Consider the following 19,873-nt stretch of genomic DNA (forward strand, 5'->3'; position numbering starts at 1 on the left):
GCATCAAAGACTACAGATCGCGACGAAAGATCCGAGGTGCGAGCCTAAACTACAGGACGAAATCCGTGGACAGCTCAAAGGTAACTTCCGATTTCCATGTACGGCCTTGGGCATGTCCAGAACAGGCTGACATCTGAATTTGAGGATAGCTGATGGCTGTCAGCCACGCCTGCCCCTGCCGCTACTGAAGGACCGGACCATGAGCGTTGTCGATGCCTTGCTGTTGTTGCTGATCCTGGCCACGGCCCTGGGTTGTGGCCTGATGGGAGGGTTGTTCTTCGCCTTTTCCAACTTCGTCATGAAAGCGCTGGAACGTATCCCGGAACACAGTGCCGTGGCGGCCATGCAGTCAATCAACCAAGTGGTGCTCAACCGCCTGTTCCTGGCCTTGTTTCTTGGCACGGCGTTGACCAGCGTCGGCTTGCTGATCTGGGCTTACCAGCGTTGGCCATTGCCGGGCAGTTTGTGCATGGCCATTGGTAGCGGCCTGTACCTGGTGGGCAATATCGTCGTGACGATGCTGTTCAACGTGCCGAAAAACCAGGCACTGGCACGCCTCGACCCGGCCAGCAGCGAGGCGGCAGCGGCCTGGCACCGTTATGTACCGAGCTGGAATCGCTGGAACCATGTACGCACGATCACCGCCCTGGCTGCGGCGGCGTGGCTGATGTTGGCGCTGTGGTTGGTTCGCGGCGGGTAGGAGCGGGCTTGCCCCGCGATTGCGGACTGTCAGCCACATCGCATCGCGGGGCAAGCCCGCTCCCACAGGTGTCATTGCTGTTAGAACAGGCCCATCTGCTTATCGACCAACGCAGTAAAGTCATCCTGCACAAACGGCAGGATGGCATCGGCCACCGGTTGCAGTTGCCGGGTCAGGTAGTGGTCGTAGTCAATGGCCGAATGCCGGGTCTCCAACGGCTCGGGGCCGGCCACGGTGATCACATAGCTGATCCAGCCACCGTTCTGGTACTGCCGGGGCCGGCCCTGGCGCTGGTTGAAGTCGTCAGCCATGCGCGCCGCCCGTACATGCGGCGGCACGTTGCGTTGATAGTCAGCCAGCGGCCGGCGCAGACGCTTGCGATAGATCAGCAAGTCATCCAGCTCCCCGGCCAGGGTCTGGCGCACATATTCGCGCACATAGGCCTGGTAGGGCTGGCGGCGAAAGATGCGTTCGTACAGTTCCTGCTGGAATTGCCGGGCCAGTGGCGACCAGTCGGTACGCACACTTTCAAGCCCCTTGTAGACCATCTCTTCGTGCCCGTCACCGCGCAGAACCAGGCCGGCATAGCGCTTCTTGCTGCCCTCCTCGGCGCCGCGGATGGTCGGCATCAGGAAACGTTTGTAGTGGGTCTCGTACTGCAGCTCCAGGGCACTGTCCAGGTCGTAGCTGTCGCGTAAATGCTCGCGCCACCACTGGTTGACCTGCTGCACCAGGCGCCGTCCGATCACCTCGGCATCGGCTTCGCTGTGGGCGCTCTTGAGCCAGACGAAGGTGGAATCGGTGTCGCCATAGATCACCGCATAACCCTGGGCCTCGATCAGCTCACGGGTGCGGCGCATGATCTCGTGGCCGCGCAGGGTGATCGATGAAGCCAGACGTGGATCGAAGAAGCGGCAACCACTGGAGCCCAGTACACCGTAGAAGGCATTCATGATGATCTTCAACGCCTGTGACAACGGCGCGTTATGTTCGCGCTTGGCAGTCTCGCGCCCTTGCCAGACCCGCTCGACAATCGCTGGCAGACAGTGATGGCTGCGGGAAAAACGGGCGCCGCGAAAGCCGGGTACCGATGTCTCGTCACCCGGTTCACGCAGGCCCTCGATCAAGCCCAGCGGGTCGATGAGGAAGGTGCGGATGATCGACGGATACAGGCTCTTGTAATCGAGCACCAGCACCGACTCGTACAAGCCAGGCCGTGAGTCCATGACAAAGCCGCCAGGGCTGGCTTCATCGGGGCGCTCACCCTGGTTTGGCGCAACAAAGCCCTGGCGATGCATCAAGGGGATGTACAGGTGGCAAAATGCAGCGACCGAGCCACCGCTACGGTCGGCCGGCAAGCCGGTGACCGTGGCCCGCTCCAGCAGGAAGGTAAGCAGTTCGGTCTTGGCGAAAATGCGCGTGACCAGTTCGCAGTCCTTGAGGTTGTAGCGCGCCAGGGCGGGCTTGTCTTCGGCGAACATGCGGTTGATTTCATCCATGCGCTGGTACGGCGTGTCGATCGCCTTGCCCTCGCCGAGCAGGGTCTGGGCGACGTTTTCCAGGCTGAACGAAGGAAAGCTCCAGGTCGCCGAGCGCAACGCCTCGATACCATCGATGATCAAGCGCCCGGTGGCGCCGGCAAAAAAGTGCGCGCGGCTGCCATGTTCGCGCCACTCCATCGGCTCGCCCTCACGCCCCAGGCAAAGCGGGACCTGCAGTTGCTGGGCGTGGGCCTGCAGTACGCGCAGGTCGAATTGCACCAGGTTCCAGCCAATGATCGCATCGGGATCGTGCAGCGCCAGCCAGTGGTTCAAGCGCTCCAGCAATTGCGCACGGGTGTCGCAATACTCAAGGTCGAAGTCGATGCCAGTGGCATCGCCGTTGGCCGGGCCGAGCATGTACACCTGGCGTTGACCGCAGCCTTCCAGGGCAATCGAGTACAACTCGCCGCGCTCGGTGGTTTCGATGTCCAGCGATACCAGTTTCAGCCTCGGGCGGTAGTCGGGTGCGGGCTTTAGCTGGGCGTCCTGCACTACCCCCTGTTCGTCCGGGGTGCCGCTGAAACTGACCGGAGCGGTAATGAAACGCTCCATCAGGTAGCGCTCCGGTGGACGAATGTCGGCTTCGTAAACCTGCACCCCGGCGGCGCGCAAGCGCTTCTCCAGCTGTATCAACTGGCGATGCTGACGGCAGTACAGACCCAGCACGGGCCGTTGTTCGAAGTCGCGCAGCTCAAGTGGTCGCAGCTCTACCCCGCGCTCGCCGCGCAGCACGCTCTGGGCCTGCTGGCGGTGGGCTGCGGGAATGAAGGCCACGGAGGTCTGCAGCGGCAAGCGCAAACGACGCGGGCCCTGATCGGTGGCCAGCCAGAACTCGACACAGGTGCCTGCCGGGGTGTCACGCCAATGCCGGGTCAGGACAAAGCCCTGCTGTAACTCCACCGCTGCAACCTCGAAACAAACTGTCTGAGCAGCGATTCTACCTTAGCCGGCCACCCGCGCGCCCGGCGCAAAGCCATGGCGATGGGCGCTACCGGTAATCAGCAAGGCCAGACCGATCAGCAGCAACAGCACCCAGGTGAAACTACCCACGCCCCAGTGCGTCAGTAACAGCCCGCCGAGCAGGCCGCCAACGGCAACGGCCAGATTCCACACGGTGACCAGCATCGACTGGGCGACATCGACACCCTCCCCGGCGGAATCGGCGCTGGCGGTTTGCAGCAAGGTCGGCGCGCCGCCGTAAGTCAGTCCCCAGAGGGCTACGCTGACAAACACCAGCAGCGCCGACTGACCGACAAGTCCCAGCACCAGCGCCACCGTGGCAAAGCCGATCAGGCTCAACAGCACCAGATTGCGCAAGTGCCGGTCGACCCAGGCGCCGACCAGGGCGATACCGGCCAGGGCAGCGATGCCGAACGTCAGCAACACCAGACCGGTACTCGCAGCCAGTCCCGCAGCAGCGAGGAACGGGACGATGTAGGTGTACAGAACGTTGTGAGCCAGGATCCAGGTGAAAATCACCAGTAACACCGCCAATACCCCAGGCGTGCACAACACGTGCAACACACCTGGGCGCTGGCCCGGTTTGTGGCCTTCAAAGTCCGGCACCTTGCACAGCACCCAGACCACCAGGCCCAGGGTTGCAACCGAGACCAGGGCAAAGGTCATCCGCCAGCCGAGCAGTTCTCCCAGCCAGGTACCGGCCGGCACCCCGAGCGACAGGGCTACCGGCGCACCGATCATGGCCACCGCCATGGCCCGCCCCTGTTGAGCAGGGCTGACCATACGCCGTGCATGTCCGGCGATCACCCCCCAGGCCAGGCCGGCGGCGACGCCGGTCATGAAGCGCGCCACCAGGGTCAGTAGGTAGGATTGCGACACGGCAGTCAGGGTGTTGAACAGCAGAAAGCCGGCAATCGCCAGCAACAACACCGGACGCCGGCGCCAGCCCTGGGTCAGGGTCACCAGCGGAATGGCGGTGAGCAACGAGCCCAGGGCATAGACCGTGACCAGTTGCCCGGTCATGGCCTCGCTGATCTGCATACCTGCCGAGATCTGCCCAAGCAGCCCGGCGGGCAAGGTTTCGCTGAGGATGGCAATGAAGCCGGTCATGGCCAGGGCCAACAAGCCGCTAAGCGGCAACGGTTGTTCGATCATTCCGGGCGCTGCCGGGGCGGCTGTGCAACTCATCTGGGTCATGGTGAAACTCCTGGGTAAAAGACCAGGGCAACCTTACGGGCGGCGGCTACTACGGAAAAAGACGGGTAGTATTCCGTACATCCAGGACATAGATGTCCGCAATAGGAGTTTCAGGTGGATAGCCTCAATGGTTTCGTGGTGTTTGTCCGGGTTGCCGAAACCCGCAGTTTTGTCGCTGCCGCCCAGTCTCTGGGGGTAAGTGCCTCAGCCGTTGGCAAACGGGTTGCGCGTCTGGAATCGCGCCTGGGAGTGCGCCTGTTTCACCGCAGCACCCGCAGCATCACCCTCACCGCCGAGGGTATGGTGTTTCTCGAACGCAGCCGGCGCATCCTCACCGAAATTGAATCCGTCGAGCTTGAGCTGTTGCAATCAAACGAAACGCCGCGCGGCCGCCTGCGGATCAGTCTGCCGCAGGTCACGGCCCTGGTGATGCCGGCCTTGAGTGAGTTCATGGCGCTGTATCCGGAAATCGAACTGGACCTGGATTTCAGCGACCGCATGGTCGATATCATCGGCGAAGGCTTCGACGTGGTGATGCGCGGCGGTACCCCTTCGGATTCACGCCTGCAGGCAAAATTCCTCGGCCACTTCCACCACCTGCTGGTGGCGTCGCCCGGCTACCTGCAACGCTGCGGCACCCCACGCCGCCCTGATGACCTGACCCGGCACACCTGCCTGCACTATCGTTTCCCCAGCAGCGGCAAACTCGAGCGCTGGCCGTTACGCCGCGAAGCGTGCGAACGCGACTATGAGATCCCGGTGTCGATGGTCTGCAACCATGTCGAAACCCGGGTCTGCTTTGCCATGCGCGACCGTGGCATCACTTGCCTGCCGGACTTCACCGTGCGCCAGCAACTGGCCAAAGGAGAGCTGGTCACCGTGCTCGACGATTACCTGGAGCGCCGCGGCAGCTTCTACCTGCTGTGGCCGTCCGGCCGGCAGATGCCGACACGCTTGCGGGTGTTCATCGATTTCATGTCTGAGCGGGTGTTTGCTGAACATCAGCGCTACGTGCCGCACAGCTATTAGTCATACAAATAATCAACCCCGTGCAAGGGTGGTTGCGGCACCCGGGTACGCAGAAATTCACCCAATACCCGCACATGCCGGGCCTGGGGGCTGGACTTTGGCCAGGTCAGGTAATAACCCTCGGTAGTGGCCACAGCCTGGGGGAAAGGCATGACCAAGCGGCCACTGTCGAGCTCACCTTGGGCCAACAGCAAATCGACCACGGCGATACCCGCACCCTGCTGGGCAGCGCTGATACCCTGGTCGAGGGTGTCGAACAGCTGGCCACGGTCGATCGTCACCTGCGCCGCACCCAGGCGCGTCAGCCAGCGCCGCCAATCGCGGCGGTCTGCCGAGCAGTGCAACAGCTCAAGGCGGTTCAAGGCGTTCAGGTCCCGCGCTGCAGCAGCCTGATGTTCCGGGCTGCACACCGGTACCAACCACTCGTCAAACAGCTTGAGACTGTCGACCTCGGCGGCAAAACGCCCGTCAGCCAGCAAAATCGCGGCCTCGAAAGGTTCGCTGTAGAAATCGACGTGGTCGATATCCATCCACACGCTGGACAGCTGCACACGGCGGTGTGAGTCCTGCTGGCGAAACTGCTCGAGTACCTTCAACAACCAGCGCACGGTCAGGGTCGATGGCGCCTTCAGACGAATGCCGTTGCGGTCTTGTTTAAGCAGCCCGCAGGCATTTTCGATGATTTTGAACCCGACTTTCAGCTCCTGAGCCAGCAAGCGCCCCGGCTCGGTAAGCGCCAGCTTCGGGCCGCGGCGTTCGAACAAGGCGCAGTCGAACAGCCCCTCAAGGGTCTTGATGTGGTGGCTGATAGCCCCTTGAGTCAGCGCCAGTTCCTGGGCTGCCCGGGTAAAGGAGCCATAGCGTGCCGCCACCTCGAAAGCCCGCAGGGCCTGCAGCGCTGGAATTCGTTCGGACATGGTCGCCCTTAAGCATGAGTCAAACTAATAGAAAGCCATAGCAACAGGCGTTTTACAAGGTTGCAGGGGCTGTCGAGAATGCCCGGCCACCTCCTTGTTGCTGAGCGCCATTGATGAACACCGCCCTGCTGTTGACCTATGCATTGACCGTTACGCTGTTGATCGCCACGCCGGGGCCGGTCGTCGCCCTGGTCGTCAACACCGCTGCCAGCGCCGGACGCCGCCAGGCCCTGATGACCGCCATCGGTACCAACGGCGCTTCGTTGGTGCTGATTGCCCTGGCTGCCGGCCTGATTCTCACCAGTGCCGCCATCGCCCCGCATTTGCTGACAGCACTGAGCCTGGCGGGTTGCCTGTTCATCGGCTACCTGGCCATTGCCGGTCTGCGTCAGACGCTGGCGCAAAAAACCGATGCCGTCGTCACAGCCAGCACGCGGGGTAGTCTGTGGAAAGGCTTTGCCATCGGCCTGTCGAACCCGAAAGACATCCTGTTTTTCGTGGCGTTTTTCCCGCAGTTCATCCAGGTCACGACTGATACAAGTCACAGTCTGTTACTACTTTCCCTGCTCTGGACCGTAATGGATTTGGCCATATTGAGTCTGTACATCCTCTTGACCAGCAAACTGGCAACCCCGCAACGCCAGCGCTTGATCAGCTTGACCAGCGGTGCCGTGCTGCTGCTAATCGCCGCAGCGGGCCTGCTTTACAATCTCCATGTGCTCTGGCCCTGAGTCTTCGTGGCTTTCGAGACCGGTCCTACAACGGTTAGAATGCCCGACTTTCTCCCAGGCCCCTTCGAGCCCCACTATGGACAGTCGGATTGAACCCTGAAAACCACCCACCTGCTATTTGCTTGATGCGCAACCGTCAGATACAACCTCGCAACGTTTTCCCCCTGCTACGCGCACGCTTTCTGGGGGTATTGCTGGTGGCACTTGCGCCCGCCTGCGCCTTGGCTGACAGCCCGCCAATCGATCCCCATGCCGACCTGCTGTACCGCCAGGCGTTGACCCTTCTGGAGCAAGCCGACCAGCAGATCAGCGGTTTCAGCCTCAAGACCAGCACCACCGACCAGGACCTCGCGCAACAGGGCCGGGCCATGGGCCGCAGTCTGGCCCCGGCAGTGAGCCTGTTGAACAAGGCCGTGGAGCTTGAGCATCCGGTGGCCCGCTACCGCCTGGCGCTCTACTACATGACCTACCTGCCCGCTGAACAGGTTCCGGCAGTTGCCTGCCCGCTGCTGCAGACCAGCCTTGACCAGGGCTTTGCACCCGCGGCCCTGGGGATCGAGGCCTGGTGCCCGGGCTACCGCCAAAGTGCTGCGTTTGCCAGGGACCTCGAAAACATCCCCAGCTCGGCCAGCCGCTTCGCCGCCTACTATCCGCAACCTGCCGAGCGCCTGCTGTGCAACCGTGAGCAGCCCCAGGGCCTGGCCATGCAGTGGGGACGCCAGCGTGACTACCAGGCTGAAATCTACCGGCTGCAGGGCAACAGCGATCCGGTGCGTCGTCAGTGGTACTGGAAAAAAGCGGTGGACCTCAACGGTTGCTTCTCGGTCAGCCAGCGCTTGCTCAGCAGCCAGCACTGAACCTTGACTGGGCAAACAGGTGAGCCTGAACAGCAAGATCGTTCAAGTCACCTGCGCGCAGCTCTGGCATGCTGTGCAACCTTGTTCAGTAACTGCATATTTCCATGTCCAGTCCACCGTTCGCCCGCCAAGCCTTTATCCAGGGCGCCATTGCCATCCTGCCATTGTCCCTGGCCGTTGCCCCCTGGGGCCTGCTGGCCGGCTCCATGGCCATCGAAGCCGACCTCACGCCGTGGGAAGGCCAGGGCCTGTCAGCCATCGTTTTTGCCGGCGCCGCCCAGCTGGTGGCGATCGGCATGATCAAGGGCGGGGCCAACCTGTTCTCGATCCTCTTGACGACCCTGCTGCTGACTTCGCAGCACTTGCTCTACGGCCTGTCGATGCGCCCGGTGCTCTCCGGGCTGCCAACCCGCTGGCGGCTAGGCCTGGGCTTTCTGCTGACCGACGAGTTCTTCGCCCTCACCAGCCAGTATGACCAGCAGCAGTTCAATCGCTGGTACGCCCTCGGAGTGGGCCTGACGTTCTATATTGCCTGGAACCTGTTCACCCTGGCCGGCATCATTCTCGGCCAGAACATCCCGCACCTGGATCAACTGGGCCTGGACTTTTCCATTGTCGCCACCTTCGTCGCGCTGATCGCACCACTGGTGCGCAACCTGCCCACCGTGGTCTGCGTCGCGGTGTCGTTGTTCAGTTCGGTGCTGTTCAGCTTCTGGCACTGGGAAACCGGTCTGGTAGCGGCCGGTCTGCTGGGCATGAGCGCCGGCTTCATCTGTCAGAAGTTCAGCGGAGCACGCGCATGATCTTTGCCTTGATTATCGGTATGGGTTTGCTGGTGTTCCTCAACCGTTACGCCTTTCTCGAACCGCGCCTGCCGCTGCGCCTGAGTTCCAACGCGCGCCAGTTTCTGGGTTTTGCCGTGCCGGGCATGCTCACGGCAATCTGCGGGCCGATCATTTTCCTGCCCGACCATCAGCTCGACCTGAGCCTGGCCAACCCCTACCTGCTGGGTTCAGTGGTCGCAGTAGTGCTGGTATTGTTGACCCGCAGCACCCTGATCAGCATGCTGGTGAGCATGGCTTTCTTCTTCGTCTTTCGCTGGTGGTTGAACGGCAATCCATGAACCTTGCGCCGCAGGAACAGACCCGCTTCTGGCAAGTACCAGCACTTGGCGATATCGAGATGCTGCACGCCAGGTATTTCCAGCAGCGCTTTGCTCCTCATGTGCATGAAGGCTATGTAATCACCATCATCGAGTCCGGTGCCCAGCGTTTCTGGCACCGCGGCAGTGAACACCTGGCGCCGGTGGGCAGCATGGTGCTGATCAACCCCGATGAATTACACACCGGGGCAAAGGCCCATGAGCAAGGCTGGCGCTACCGCGGTTTTTATCCGGACAGCGAACGCATCACCGGGGTGCTGGATGAACTGGAACTCAAACGCGACGGTTTGCCCAGCTTCGAGGCCAGCGTTCTGCACGACCCGCAACTGGCCAAGGCGTTCAGCTGGTTGCATTGTTCGGCGGAACACGGTGCCAGCGCGCTGGAGCAACAGACTGCCTGGCGCGAGGCGGTGTTGCTGCTGGTGCAGCGTCATGGCCGTGTCGGCGGTATGGCCAGCGTCCGTCAGCCGGGCAACGAGCCCTGCGCCGTGGCCCGGGCCAAGGAGCTGATGGACAGTCGCCTGGCCTACCCGCCCTCACTGCAAGAGCTGGCCGAATCGGTCAACCTCTCGCCGTTTCACTTCGCCCGGGTGTTCCGTCAAGCCACCGGTCTGCCACCGCATGCCTGGCTCAAGCAACGGCGTCTGAGCCGGGCGCGGGAATTGCTGAAAAGCGACTGTTTGCCGTTCAACGTGGCCTTTGCGTTGGGGTTTTCTGATCAGAGCCACCTGAACCGGCAGTTCAAGCAGGCTTATGGAGTGACGCCTGGAGAGTATCGGCGTGCTTGTGTCGGGGAGCGTTCGACTTGAGAACGCAATCGCGGGGCAAGCCCGCTCCCACAGAGTTTGGCTCTGTGGGAGCGGGCTTGCCCCGCGATTTGGCTTGTCAGGCTGGTGCCGAAGTCCGGATCAGGTGATCAAAGGCTGCCAGTGACGCCTTGGCCCCCTCGCCTACCGCAATCACGATCTGCTTGTACGGCACGGTGGTCACGTCACCTGCGGCAAACACACCTGGCAGGTTGGTCTGGCCACGGGCATCGACAATGATCTCACCACGCGGCGACAGTTCGAGCGTGCCTTTGAGCCAGTCGGTGTTGGGCAGCAGACCGATCTGCACGAAGATCCCTTCCAGCGCGATGTCATGCAGTACGTCATTGTTGCGGTCCTTGTAGCGCAGGCCATTGACCTTCTCGCCGTCGCCCAGCACTTCGGTGGTCAGTGCACTGGTGATCACTTTCACGTTCGGCAGACTGTGCAGTTTGCGCTGCAATACGGCGTCGGCACGCAACTGGCTGTCGAACTCGATCAGCGTCACCTGGGCAACGATACCTGCCAGGTCAATAGCCGCTTCCACGCCCGAGTTGCCACCACCGATCACCGCCACACGCTTGCCTTTGAACAGCGGGCCATCGCAGTGCGGGCAGTAGGCCACGCCACGGCTGCGGTATTCCTTCTCGCCCGGCACGTTCATTTCGCGCCAGCGGGCACCGGTGGCCAGGATCACGGTCTTGGCCTTGAGCGAAGCGCCACTGGCCAGACGCACTTCGTGCAGGCCGCCGTCGGTGGCCGGAATCAGCGCTTCGCCACGCTGCAGGTTCATGATGTCGACGTCGTACTGTTTGACGTGCTCTTCCAGGGCCATGGCCAGTTTCGGGCCTTCGGTTTCCTGTACCGAGATGAAGTTCTCGATGGCCATGGTGTCGAGCACCTGACCGCCGAAACGTTCTGCCGCCACGCCGGTACGGATACCTTTACGTGCTGCGTAGATCGCCGCTGCGGCGCCAGCCGGGCCACCGCCTACCACCAGTACATCGAAGGCATCTTTGGCGTTGATCTTCTCGGCCTGACGCTCACCGGCACTGGTATCGAGCTTGGCGAGGATCTCTTCCAGCCCCATGCGACCCTGGCCAAACACTTCGCCGTTGAGGTAGACACTCGGCACGGCCATGACTTTGCGCGATTCCACTTCGGCCTGGAACAACGCGCCATCGATGGCGACATGGCGGATATTAGGGTTGAGCACCGCCATCAGGTTCAACGCCTGGACCACGTCCGGGCAGTTCTGGCACGACAGCGAGAAGTAGGTTTCAAAGCTGAACTCACCTTTAAGGGCGCTGATCTGCTCGATCACCTCCAAGCTGGCCTTGGACGGATGACCGCCGACCTGCAGCAGGGCGAGCACCAGCGAGGTGAATTCGTGGCCCATGGGGATACCGGCAAAGCGCAGGCTGATATCGCCCCCCGGGCGGTTGAGCGAGAACGAAGGGCGACGCGCGTCGCTGCCGTCCTCACGCAAGGTAATCAGGGTGGACAGGCTGGCAATTTCCACCAGCAGGTCGCGTAATTCGCGGGACTTCGCGCCGTCGTCGAGGGAAGCAACGATCTCGATCGGCTGAGTGACCCGCTCCAGGTAGGCTTTCAACTGAGTTTTAAGCGTGGCGTCCAACATACGGGCGATTCCTTTTTCAAACGGTAGAAATAACAACGCCCGGGCGAAAGCGCCCGGGCGTTTTGCGGGGCGGTGACAACGTCAGGTGCGGTAGATCACCGCCCTCGGCTGGCTCACGGTCTTAGATCTTGCCGACCAGGTCCAGCGATGGCGCCAGAGTGGCTTCGCCTTCTTTCCACTTGGCCGGGCAGACTTCGCCTGGGTGGGCAGCGACGTACTGGGCAGCCTTGATCTTGCGCAGCAGTTCGCTGGCGTCACGGCCAACACCGCCGTCGTTCAGTTCAACGATCTTGATCTGGCCTTCAGGGTTGATCACGAAGGTGCCACGGTCAGCGATACCGGCTTCTTCGATCAGCACGTCGAAGTTGCGCGAGATCACGTGAGTCGGGTCACCGATCAGCGGGTACTGGATCTTGCCGATGGTGTCCGAGGTGTCGTGCCAGGCTTTGTGGGTGAAGTGGGTGTCGGTCGACACGCCGTAGATTTCTACACCCAGATCCTTGAACTCGGCGTAGTTGTCGGCCAGGTCGCCCAGCTCGGTCGGGCAGACAAAGGTGAAGTCGGCCGGGTAGAAGAATACGACGGACCATTTGCCCTTGAGGTCGGCTTCAGACACTTCGACGAACTTGCCCTGGTGGTAAGCAGTGGCTTTGAACGGTTTTACCTGGCTGTTGATGATAGGCATGAGTGACTCTCCTTCAGGGGGTTGAAAAATCTGATGGGAGAATCGTAGCTAATACATTTGCTCAATGCTCATTGGCAAAGCTCATGTTGCTGATTGGTTTTGGCTATAAGCCGCGCAGCAGACAGGCTGAACCTTCATAACAGTGACTGCGACCGATCATCAGCGGCGTGCTTGCAAGTCGCCGACAAGCGCACCGGTGCAGCGTCTGTCGGCTGGGTATCGGCTAGCTGGTAGGTGAGGAAGCACTGTTGCTGCACACTTTCGCCCCAACGTACCTGCAAGCGCCCCTGCTCATTGACGCCCCGCACATGCAGACGGCTGCCCTGCCCGACCATTCCCAGTTCATCGCCAGACTCATCCAGCACCTGGGCAGCGAACGGCAAGGCGCCACCATCGGCCAATCGTGCGTCGATCACGGCGCTGCGGCCGCTACGGGTGGGGTAATACAGCAACGGCGCAGCACCGGCGCGCGGCACCACTTGCTGGCTGCTGATCTGCAGCTCGACATCCTGCGACGTGCCTTTGGGGTCCAGCTCTACGGTGTTGAGGCTATAGGGTGTCAACTGCGGCAGAACAGCATAGCCGCGGGTATCAAGGCGTACCTGCGGCGCCTGTTTGAGCCGCGCGTGCGCTGCCCCCGGCGCATGCACAATGGCAAAGCTCTCGCCAAGTGACTGCGCAGCTGTCAGCCCTCCAGCATGGCCGACCAGTGCACCACGAACACCCAGGGAGGCCTGACGATAATCGCTGTGCTGGGTTAACGCGCCACTGAACTCCGCGACCGGGCCGCTGTAGAGTAGATTGGCGTCCAGGCCGACAGTGTTTTGTTGCTGGTCATGCCCGGTGGCAACGCCCAGGCCGTAACTCCATTCGCTGTACTCACCTGCCGTGGTAGTGAGCCGGGTGTTGGTCGTGCGCTGGCCCTGGCCATCGCTGTTCAGGCTGCTGCTCAACGAACTGCGCCGGGCTTCACCGAGCGGCAAGCTCAAGCTCAGGCCGAAATGATTGCGCCGCCCCGCCGATGAGTACTGCTCGCGACTGGCCGTAAGGCCATAACCCAGCGAGCCATAGTGATTGAAGTAGCCGAGCGAGTAACTCAAATCGCTCCCCGCTTGCCGCCAATTTTGTGTGCGTGTGGCTTGCAGCCTCAGGCGCCCTCCCTGCTCCCCCAATCCCTGGCTGACGGCAAGGCTCGCGCGCAGGCGCGCAGAGGCCTGATCGTACAGGTTGCGCCCGTTGTCGCGCTGCAGACGGGCAACGTCGTTGAAACCGTAGTAGTCCAGGCTACTGCTGGTCAGATTGGCGCTCAGGTCGGTCATCGACGCGGCCATCACCTGGCGCCAGCTCAGGCGCAGCGCCTGACCGTCGGACTGCCCGTGCCAGGCCAGGTCTGTGCGTGACTGCAGCAGGGTCAACGCCACGGCACCCAGGCGACTGTTCAAGGTTGCCCCCAACGCACCCGACTGGTAACCATCGGCGCCCAGCAGGCCGGCATGAACACTGAAACGATTGCTCACGCCCTGTTGCCAGCTACCCTGCACATGCTCCGGCCCGGTGCCGCCCAAACCATCGCGCCAGCGCCCGACGCTGAAATCAAAACGACTGGCACCTGGGCGCAGAGCCAGGGGCGCCGCCTGATAAGGCACGACAAAGGTTCGCTGGTTACCATCGGCCTCCCTGAGGGTCACGTGCAGATCATCGCTGAAACCGTTGGCATACAGGTCGCTGATTTCGAACGGCCCGGGTGGCACGGTCGACTCATGTATCACCACCCCGCGCTGGCGTATGGTCAGCAATGCCGTGCTGTAGGCAACACCGTTGACGGTTGGCGCAAAACCGCGCTGCGAAGCCGGCAACATGCGTTCGTCACTGCCAAGCCCCAGACCCAGGTAGGCGATACTGTCGAACACTTCGCCACGGCTGTAGGCCTCGCCCAGGGTCAATTGCGCCTGCCACGCCGGAACATCGCGCTGCACGTAAGTGGCCACGGGTTGATAGCGCTGCTCAATGCCTTCCCCGGCCTGCAGATTGCCTTCGTGGCGCCAGTACCAGGGGCCGGTGTTGACACCACTGCGAAGCCCCAGGAATGACTGGCTCCAGCGCTGGTTATCAGTGCGGCTCTGTTGACTGAAAAGATTGAGACGATAATCGATGAAGGCCGCGCTTGTGCCGCTGTCCCATTGCTCCGGGGGCAGATAATCACGCGGTGTGTGCAATAGCGATTGCTGGGCGATCTGCAAGGTCAGCGTCAGCGCGGAAAAGTCCAGGTGTTCGCTGGCCTCAAGCCCCAGTGCCGACAATGGCAGGCAACCCGTGGCGTGCTGCAACCGTTCGCGTACGGACGCCGCAAGCTGCGCCTGATCGACGGCCAGGTCCTGGAGCAAGGCACCGGTGTAACAGGGACCGGACTGCAAGTCGCCCGCCTGTCGACGCAAAGGCACCGACCAGCGTCCTGCCCAGCTCTCATTGATCGTTACATCCAGTATCTGATCGCCTTCAGGTACCGCATCGGCATGCTGGAAACGGCTGAGATCGGCAGCTGGACCGCGTTCTCCCTGCAAGAACCTGGCATCGAATTCCAGGGCGGTTGCCAGAGCCTCACCTCCAGCCAGCGCGATTGCGACGCACAGCAGAACCCGCACCGGCAGCCGCTGCGGGCCGGTAGAAGAAGTATTCATTGACGTTGACTCCAGCGCGCTCAGTGCCTGTGCACAATCTCGGCAGGCTGCTGTGCAGGCAGCACCGCGCCATAGTCGTTGACGCTGGCAAAGTGCACGGTGGCGCTTGGCCCCTCGGCCCGGTCCAGGCCCGGCAGTGCAAACAGCCCGGTCGACAAGGGGGCGACATGACTGCTGGTTGCCTCGTACTCCCGTCCGTTCAAGTGCACGGACAGCTCGGCGAGATTGACGTAAAAGCGGCTGGGGTTGCGCGCCTCGAGCATCCAGGCGTTGTCACGCGTGAGCAATCGCCAGGTCAATGCTTGCGGCGCCTGCTGGGCATTGCCCGCAAGTCCATGGGGGCGGTACAGCAGCTTGATCCGGGAACGCACAGCCAACTGCAAGGCATTGCCCTGGCCTTTGGGTGGAATGTCCAGCACATTGAGCCAGTAGAGACTTTCCCGGTCTTGAACAAAGTCATGCTGCCCCTGAAACAAACGCAGTGCCTGCCCCTTGCCCGGATCGAGCCTAAACAGCGCCGGGGTCAAGCTGAAGGGCACCTGTAGTTGCTCCACTGGCACGTCCGCTTGACCATCATCGATCCAGACTTGCACCAGCGAGGGATGCTGCCCACTGTTGCTCAGGCTTATCGTGACTTCCGCTTCCTCAGCGGGGTAGATCACCCTGGTTGTGGCGATGACCACGCTGGCATTGACCGTGCCACTGAACAGACAGGCAGCCAGCAGCCACCCGCGCCAGAACGGCAGGCAGAGACTTTTCATGGATGTTTCCTGGATCGACAAAACGCAGAGGTAGGCAGCCCATAAAGGGCTGCCTGAGGTATCAAGGGTAGATCAGGGTGTATTGCACGCGGGTGTTCACCAGCCCTGGAGTGGTGCTGCCCAGCGAGTAATACGCAGCCGAGTAGTTGAGTACCGCCTGGCCGTTGTTGATGCTGACAATCTGGGAGTTCTGGCTGCCTTGGGCACCCGCCAGGTTCATCGGTGAATTGCTTGAGTTGCGCAGTTGAACGTCGACATTAGCGCTTCCACCTGCATCAACCCTCAATCGCCCTTCCGGATTGACGGTGGGTCCGGGTTCGAAATAGGTGGAAACACGATTCAAGCCGGACGAACAGTTGGTCAATCTCAAGGCGAACGGCGTGATGCCAGCGACCTGGCCGGGATTGGCCAGAAGGCGTGCCTGTACCGGGGGCAGCTGAACCGCCACGTCGTTCTGGCCGCCATTGACCTGGCAAGTACTCGCCAGAACGCTACCGCTGAATCTCATCTGGCCGTCGGCTTGCGCCAGACCGGCACTCAGAAAAAGGCTGCAACCCAGTGCAAGAAGATGCTTTTTTGAAGGCTTCATAGTGACATTCTATTCGGAATTGATTGAAACAATCAGGCCCTGACCCGACTGTGCACGGCTATGCAAAACCCGGCCAGTATCTGGAATGTCGCTATCGGCGAATGTCAGCTGCGGTCACCCGTGGATGACCGTTTTCGTTACAGCTTAAGTAGGAAACATCACCGACCCTGCGCGGCAACCGCGCAGGGTCGTTACTCAACGCGAAACCGGCGTACGCAGGGTCACGAACTCTTCGGCAGCCGTTGGATGCACACCGATGGTTTCGTCGAACTGCTGCTTGGTCGCCCCGGCCTTCAGCGCAATGCCAAGGCCCTGGATGATTTCGCCAGCATCCGGGCCGACCATATGGCAGCCCAACACGCGGTCAGTGTCGGCATCGACCACCAGTTTCATCAGGGTCTTTTCCTGGACTTCGGTCAAGGTCAGCTTCATCGGCCGGAAGCGGCTTTCGAAGATCTGCACCGTGTAACCCTGTTCCAGCGCCTGTTCTTCGGTCAGGCCCACCGTGCCGATGGGCGGCTGGCTGAAAACGGCGGTCGGAATGTTCTGGTAGTCCACCGGGCGATACTGTTCGGGCTTGAACAGACGCCGGACCACGGCCATGCCTTCGGCCAGGGCCACCGGCGTCAGCTGCACACGACCGATCACATCGCCAATGGCCAGGATCGACGGCTCGGTGGTCTGGTACAGGTCATCGACGCGAATGAAGCCGCGCGGATCGAGCTCCACGCCGGTGTTTTCCAGGCCCAGGTTGTCGAGCATCGGTCGCCGACCGGTGGCGTAGAACACGCAGTCGGCCACCAGCTCGCGGCCATCCTTGAGGGTCGCCTTGAGGCTACCGTCGTCCTGACGCTCGATACGCTGGATATCGCTGTTGAACTGCAGATCCATACCGCGTTTTTCCAGCTCTTCCTTAAGGTGCGTGCGCACCCCGCCGTCGAAGCCGCGCAGGAACAGCTCGCCACGGTACAGCAGCGAGGTTTTCGCTCCCAGCCCCTGGAAGATGCCGGCAAATTCCACGGCGATATAACCGCCGCCGACCACCAGCACACGCTTGGGCAGGTCCTTGAGGAAGAACGCCTCATTGGAGCTGATCGCCAGTTCCTTGCCCGGGATGTCCGGAATCTGCGGCCAGCCACCGGTGGCGATCAGGATATGCTCGGCGCTGTAGCGCTGGCCGTCGACTTCCACTTCATGGGCACCGGTCAGCCTGGCGTGGCCTTCGAGCAGGGTCACACCGCTGTTGACCAGCAGGTTGCGGTAAATGCCGTTAAGCCGCGCGATCTCGCGGTTCTTGTTGGCGATCAGCTGGCCCCAGTCGAACTGAGCATCTTCCAGCGACCAGCCAAAGCCTGCGGCCTGCTCGAAGTCGTCGGCGAAATGCGCGCCGTACACCAGCAGTTTTTTCGGCACGCAGCCGACGTTGACACAGGTACCACCCAGGTAACGGCTTTCGGCAACCGCTACTTTTGCACCAAAGCCCGCGGCAAAACGCGCAGCGCGCACACCACCGGACCCGGCACCAATCACGAACAGATCAAAATCGTAGGCCATTTCAGTCTCCTTGCCAGGCCGTCAGCATACCCCGACTGACAAGTCGGAAACAAAAAAGCCACCCGAACAGACATCATTTTCTGAACGCCCAGGACGATGGCCCCGTCCGGCGCGACACCCGCCGATTCGGCGGCGGACGCAAGTCAGGCCCTACCACCGGGCCAAGGCCTGCCTGATTCCGCTGGCGGCGGTGCTGGTGCGGACCGCAATCAATGTCACAGCGATAACAACAAGTCATCTAGTTCTTGAAATAAAAAAACAACAAATTATTCCAAAAACATAAAAATGACATACCACACGACGCCCACCTATTAAAAATGCCAGTTGCATCGTTTTCACGCCGCGATACTCTACTTCCTGAAAGCACAACTCCACCCACGTTAGCATTCGTAAAAAACACGCCTTAGCGCCGATTAAAGTAGTGAAGGCAACCTGCAAAACAATCAACAACACTTAAGTGAGGTACACCATGCCTTTAAGCAAACTCAAAATAGAAGAACTGGAAAACACCATAGACGGAACGTCAATTACTGTCTACTACAACGACCAGACCGCAAACAGATTGTTCTTTATTGGAATTGACGCATCAAAAGAAACACTGCAAGTAAGAGACCATACGAAACCCAACCACTACGACATACCACTAAGCAAGATAGATGACATAGTTATATCTTATCAGCACTAAGCGACATGCTTATATTCTAGGGGCCTTCTGAAATAGCCGGATATTTTCCGGCTATTGAGCATTTTTCTTCACTACCCAACCATATCGGCCATTACAAGACGCTTCGGAACAACACCTCCTACACTCACGCGCGCTCCTGTGTTTGCCAGCAAGTGTCGGTAGCCCATCCACAGATTCGACAGAGTAAACAACGCCACTTTTTGTACGGTGTTTTTAACCAAACGTCCAAAGCGCACTCTGACCATTGAGGACGGAATTCCAACACCGATATACGTAGTCATATTCCAGAATTCAATCACCAGCAATAAATATTTTGTACATTGCGACAGCTCGCACCACCTTCCAAGTTCAAATGAAGCCGCGACGAGCTAATGCGCTGAAAAACGAAAAATGCTCCGTACCTTTCGATACGGAGCATTCTTTTAAAAGGCCGGGCAGATTGCTAATTTTTCAAACAGTCTGCGAAGGTGGCCTTTTCATACAATTCCGAAAGCTTAGTAAGCCTTACCGGTCTTGTAGAAGTTCTCAAAGCAGAAGTTGGTCGCTTCGATGTAACCTTCGGCGCCACCGCAGTCAAAACGCTTGCCCTTGAACTTGTAGGCAATAACGCAGCCATCCTGGGCCTGTTTCATCAGTGCGTCGGTGATCTGGATCTCACCGCCCTTGCCCGGCTCGGTTTCTTCGATCAGCTTGAAGATGTCCGGGGTCATGATGTAGCGGCCGATGATCGCCAGGTTCGACGGGGCATCTTCGGGTTTTGGCTTCTCGACCATGTTGCGTACACGGTACAGGTCGTCGCCGATCAGGTCACCGGCGATCACACCGTATTTGCTGGTTTCCTGCGGGTCGACTTCCATGATCGCAACGATGGTGCAGCGGTACTGTTTGTACAGCTTGACCATCTGCTTGAGCACGCCGTCGCCTTCGAGGTTGACGCACAGGTCATCCGCCAGCACCACGGCGAACGCCTCATCGCCGATCAGCGGACGACCGGTAAGGATCGCGTGGCCCAGGCCTTTCATTTCAGTCTGACGGGTGTAGGAGAACGAGCACTCGTCGAGCAGACGACGGATGCCGACCAGGTATTTTTCCTTGTCGGTGCCCTTGATCTGGTTTTCCAGCTCGTAGCTGATGTCGAAGTGGTCTTCCAGGGCGCGCTTGCCGCGACCGGTGACAATGGAAATCTCGTTAAGCCCAGCTTCCAGCGCTTCTTCAACGCCGTACTGGATCAGTGGCTTGTTCACCACCGGCAGCATTTCCTTGGGCATGGCTTTGGTAGCAGGCAGGAAGCGAGTGCCGTAACCGGCCGCCGGGAACAAGCATTTCTTGATCATATACGTCCTTAACAAGGGCTATGCGTACTAAATTCGGCGCAGTCT

At 60.6% G+C, this 19,873-nt stretch carries 17 protein-coding genes; 7 read left to right on the forward strand and 10 right to left on the reverse strand.

Annotated elements, in window-relative coordinates:
- Positions 1-199 precede the first annotated feature (199 nt).
- Positions 200-700 (forward strand): anthrone oxygenase family protein, encoded by a 501-nt coding sequence (locus PSAKL28_RS16100; protein WP_038612352.1) that lies wholly within the window; start codon positions 200-202, stop codon positions 698-700.
- An 80-nt stretch (positions 701-780) separates the two neighbouring features.
- On the opposite strand, the gene PSAKL28_RS16105 is transcribed toward PSAKL28_RS16100, so the two are convergent.
- Both PSAKL28_RS16105 and PSAKL28_RS16110 read right to left on the reverse strand, forming a co-directional pair.
- Positions 781-3,141, reverse strand: coding sequence for a DNA polymerase II (locus tag PSAKL28_RS16105; RefSeq protein ID WP_038612354.1), 2,361 nt, complete (start codon positions 3,139-3,141; stop codon positions 781-783).
- Between the two features lie 42 nt (positions 3,142-3,183).
- Positions 3,184-4,389, reverse strand: coding sequence for an MFS transporter (locus PSAKL28_RS16110; protein WP_038616768.1), 1,206 nt, complete (start codon positions 4,387-4,389; stop codon positions 3,184-3,186).
- A 123-nt stretch (positions 4,390-4,512) separates the two neighbouring features.
- On the opposite strand from PSAKL28_RS16110, the gene PSAKL28_RS16115 reads away from it, so the two are divergent.
- The gene (locus PSAKL28_RS16115) at positions 4,513-5,427 is read left to right on the forward strand and encodes a LysR family transcriptional regulator (RefSeq protein WP_038612357.1); all 915 of its coding nucleotides are present in this window, start codon (positions 4,513-4,515) and stop codon (positions 5,425-5,427) included.
- On the opposite strand, the gene PSAKL28_RS16120 is transcribed toward PSAKL28_RS16115, so the two are convergent.
- A complete protein-coding gene (locus tag PSAKL28_RS16120) occupies positions 5,424-6,344 on the reverse strand; it encodes a LysR substrate-binding domain-containing protein (protein WP_038612359.1) in 921 nt (306 codons plus the stop codon). The genes PSAKL28_RS16115 and PSAKL28_RS16120 overlap by 4 nt on opposite strands.
- A gap of 113 nt (positions 6,345-6,457) precedes the next feature.
- Between PSAKL28_RS16120 and PSAKL28_RS16125 the strand changes: the two genes are divergently transcribed.
- The 5 genes from PSAKL28_RS16125 (at position 6,458) to PSAKL28_RS16145 (ending at position 9,903) form a co-directional block, all read left to right on the forward strand.
- Entirely contained in the window at positions 6,458-7,075 is a 618-nt protein-coding gene (locus PSAKL28_RS16125) for a LysE family translocator (RefSeq protein ID WP_038612362.1), read from the forward strand.
- Between the two features lie 125 nt (positions 7,076-7,200).
- On the forward strand, positions 7,201-7,932 hold the full coding sequence (locus PSAKL28_RS16130; RefSeq protein WP_051939430.1) for a hypothetical protein: 732 nt from the start codon (positions 7,201-7,203) through the stop codon (positions 7,930-7,932).
- Positions 7,933-8,036: 104 nt separating this feature from the next.
- A complete protein-coding gene (locus PSAKL28_RS16135; RefSeq protein WP_038612366.1) occupies positions 8,037-8,735 on the forward strand; it encodes an AzlC family ABC transporter permease in 699 nt (232 codons plus the stop codon).
- Complete coding sequence (locus tag PSAKL28_RS16140) at positions 8,732-9,055, forward strand: AzlD domain-containing protein (protein ID WP_038612369.1); 324 nt, start codon at positions 8,732-8,734, stop codon at positions 9,053-9,055. The genes PSAKL28_RS16135 and PSAKL28_RS16140 overlap by 4 nt, the downstream gene beginning before the upstream one ends.
- Positions 9,052-9,903: an AraC family transcriptional regulator gene (locus PSAKL28_RS16145; protein WP_038612372.1), complete on the forward strand. Its 852-nt coding sequence runs from the start codon at positions 9,052-9,054 to the stop codon at positions 9,901-9,903. Before PSAKL28_RS16140 ends, PSAKL28_RS16145 begins: the two co-directional genes overlap by 4 nt.
- Before the next feature lie 76 nt (positions 9,904-9,979).
- Here PSAKL28_RS16145 and ahpF read toward each other — a convergent pair whose 3' ends face one another.
- The 7 genes from ahpF to galU form a co-directional block, all read right to left on the reverse strand.
- Positions 9,980-11,542 (reverse strand): alkyl hydroperoxide reductase subunit F, encoded by a 1,563-nt coding sequence (gene ahpF, locus PSAKL28_RS16150; protein WP_038612376.1) that lies wholly within the window; start codon positions 11,540-11,542, stop codon positions 9,980-9,982.
- Positions 11,543-11,663: 121 nt separating this feature from the next.
- The gene (ahpC, locus tag PSAKL28_RS16155; protein WP_038612379.1) at positions 11,664-12,227 is read right to left on the reverse strand and encodes an alkyl hydroperoxide reductase subunit C; all 564 of its coding nucleotides are present in this window, start codon (positions 12,225-12,227) and stop codon (positions 11,664-11,666) included.
- Positions 12,228-12,361: 134 nt separating this feature from the next.
- Positions 12,362-14,905, reverse strand: a complete 2,544-nt coding sequence (locus PSAKL28_RS16160; protein WP_051939432.1) for a fimbria/pilus outer membrane usher protein — start codon at positions 14,903-14,905, stop codon at positions 12,362-12,364.
- Between the two features lie 20 nt (positions 14,906-14,925).
- Positions 14,926-15,666, reverse strand: a complete 741-nt coding sequence (locus tag PSAKL28_RS16165) for a fimbrial biogenesis chaperone (protein ID WP_038612382.1) — start codon at positions 15,664-15,666, stop codon at positions 14,926-14,928.
- 61 nt (positions 15,667-15,727) lie between these two features.
- Entirely contained in the window at positions 15,728-16,255 is a 528-nt protein-coding gene (locus tag PSAKL28_RS16170) for a fimbrial protein (RefSeq protein WP_038612385.1), read from the reverse strand.
- A 195-nt stretch (positions 16,256-16,450) separates the two neighbouring features.
- The gene (gorA, locus tag PSAKL28_RS16175; RefSeq protein ID WP_038612389.1) at positions 16,451-17,809 is read right to left on the reverse strand and encodes a glutathione-disulfide reductase; all 1,359 of its coding nucleotides are present in this window, start codon (positions 17,807-17,809) and stop codon (positions 16,451-16,453) included.
- A 1,179-nt stretch (positions 17,810-18,988) separates the two neighbouring features.
- Positions 18,989-19,828: a UTP--glucose-1-phosphate uridylyltransferase GalU gene (gene galU / locus PSAKL28_RS16185; RefSeq protein ID WP_038612395.1), complete on the reverse strand. Its 840-nt coding sequence runs from the start codon at positions 19,826-19,828 to the stop codon at positions 18,989-18,991.
- Between the last annotated feature and the right edge of the window lie 45 nt (positions 19,829-19,873).

It is taken from the genome of Pseudomonas alkylphenolica, from assembly GCF_000746525.1.
In the GTDB taxonomy this organism is placed as follows: Bacteria; Pseudomonadota; Gammaproteobacteria; order Pseudomonadales; family Pseudomonadaceae; genus Aquipseudomonas; species Aquipseudomonas alkylphenolica.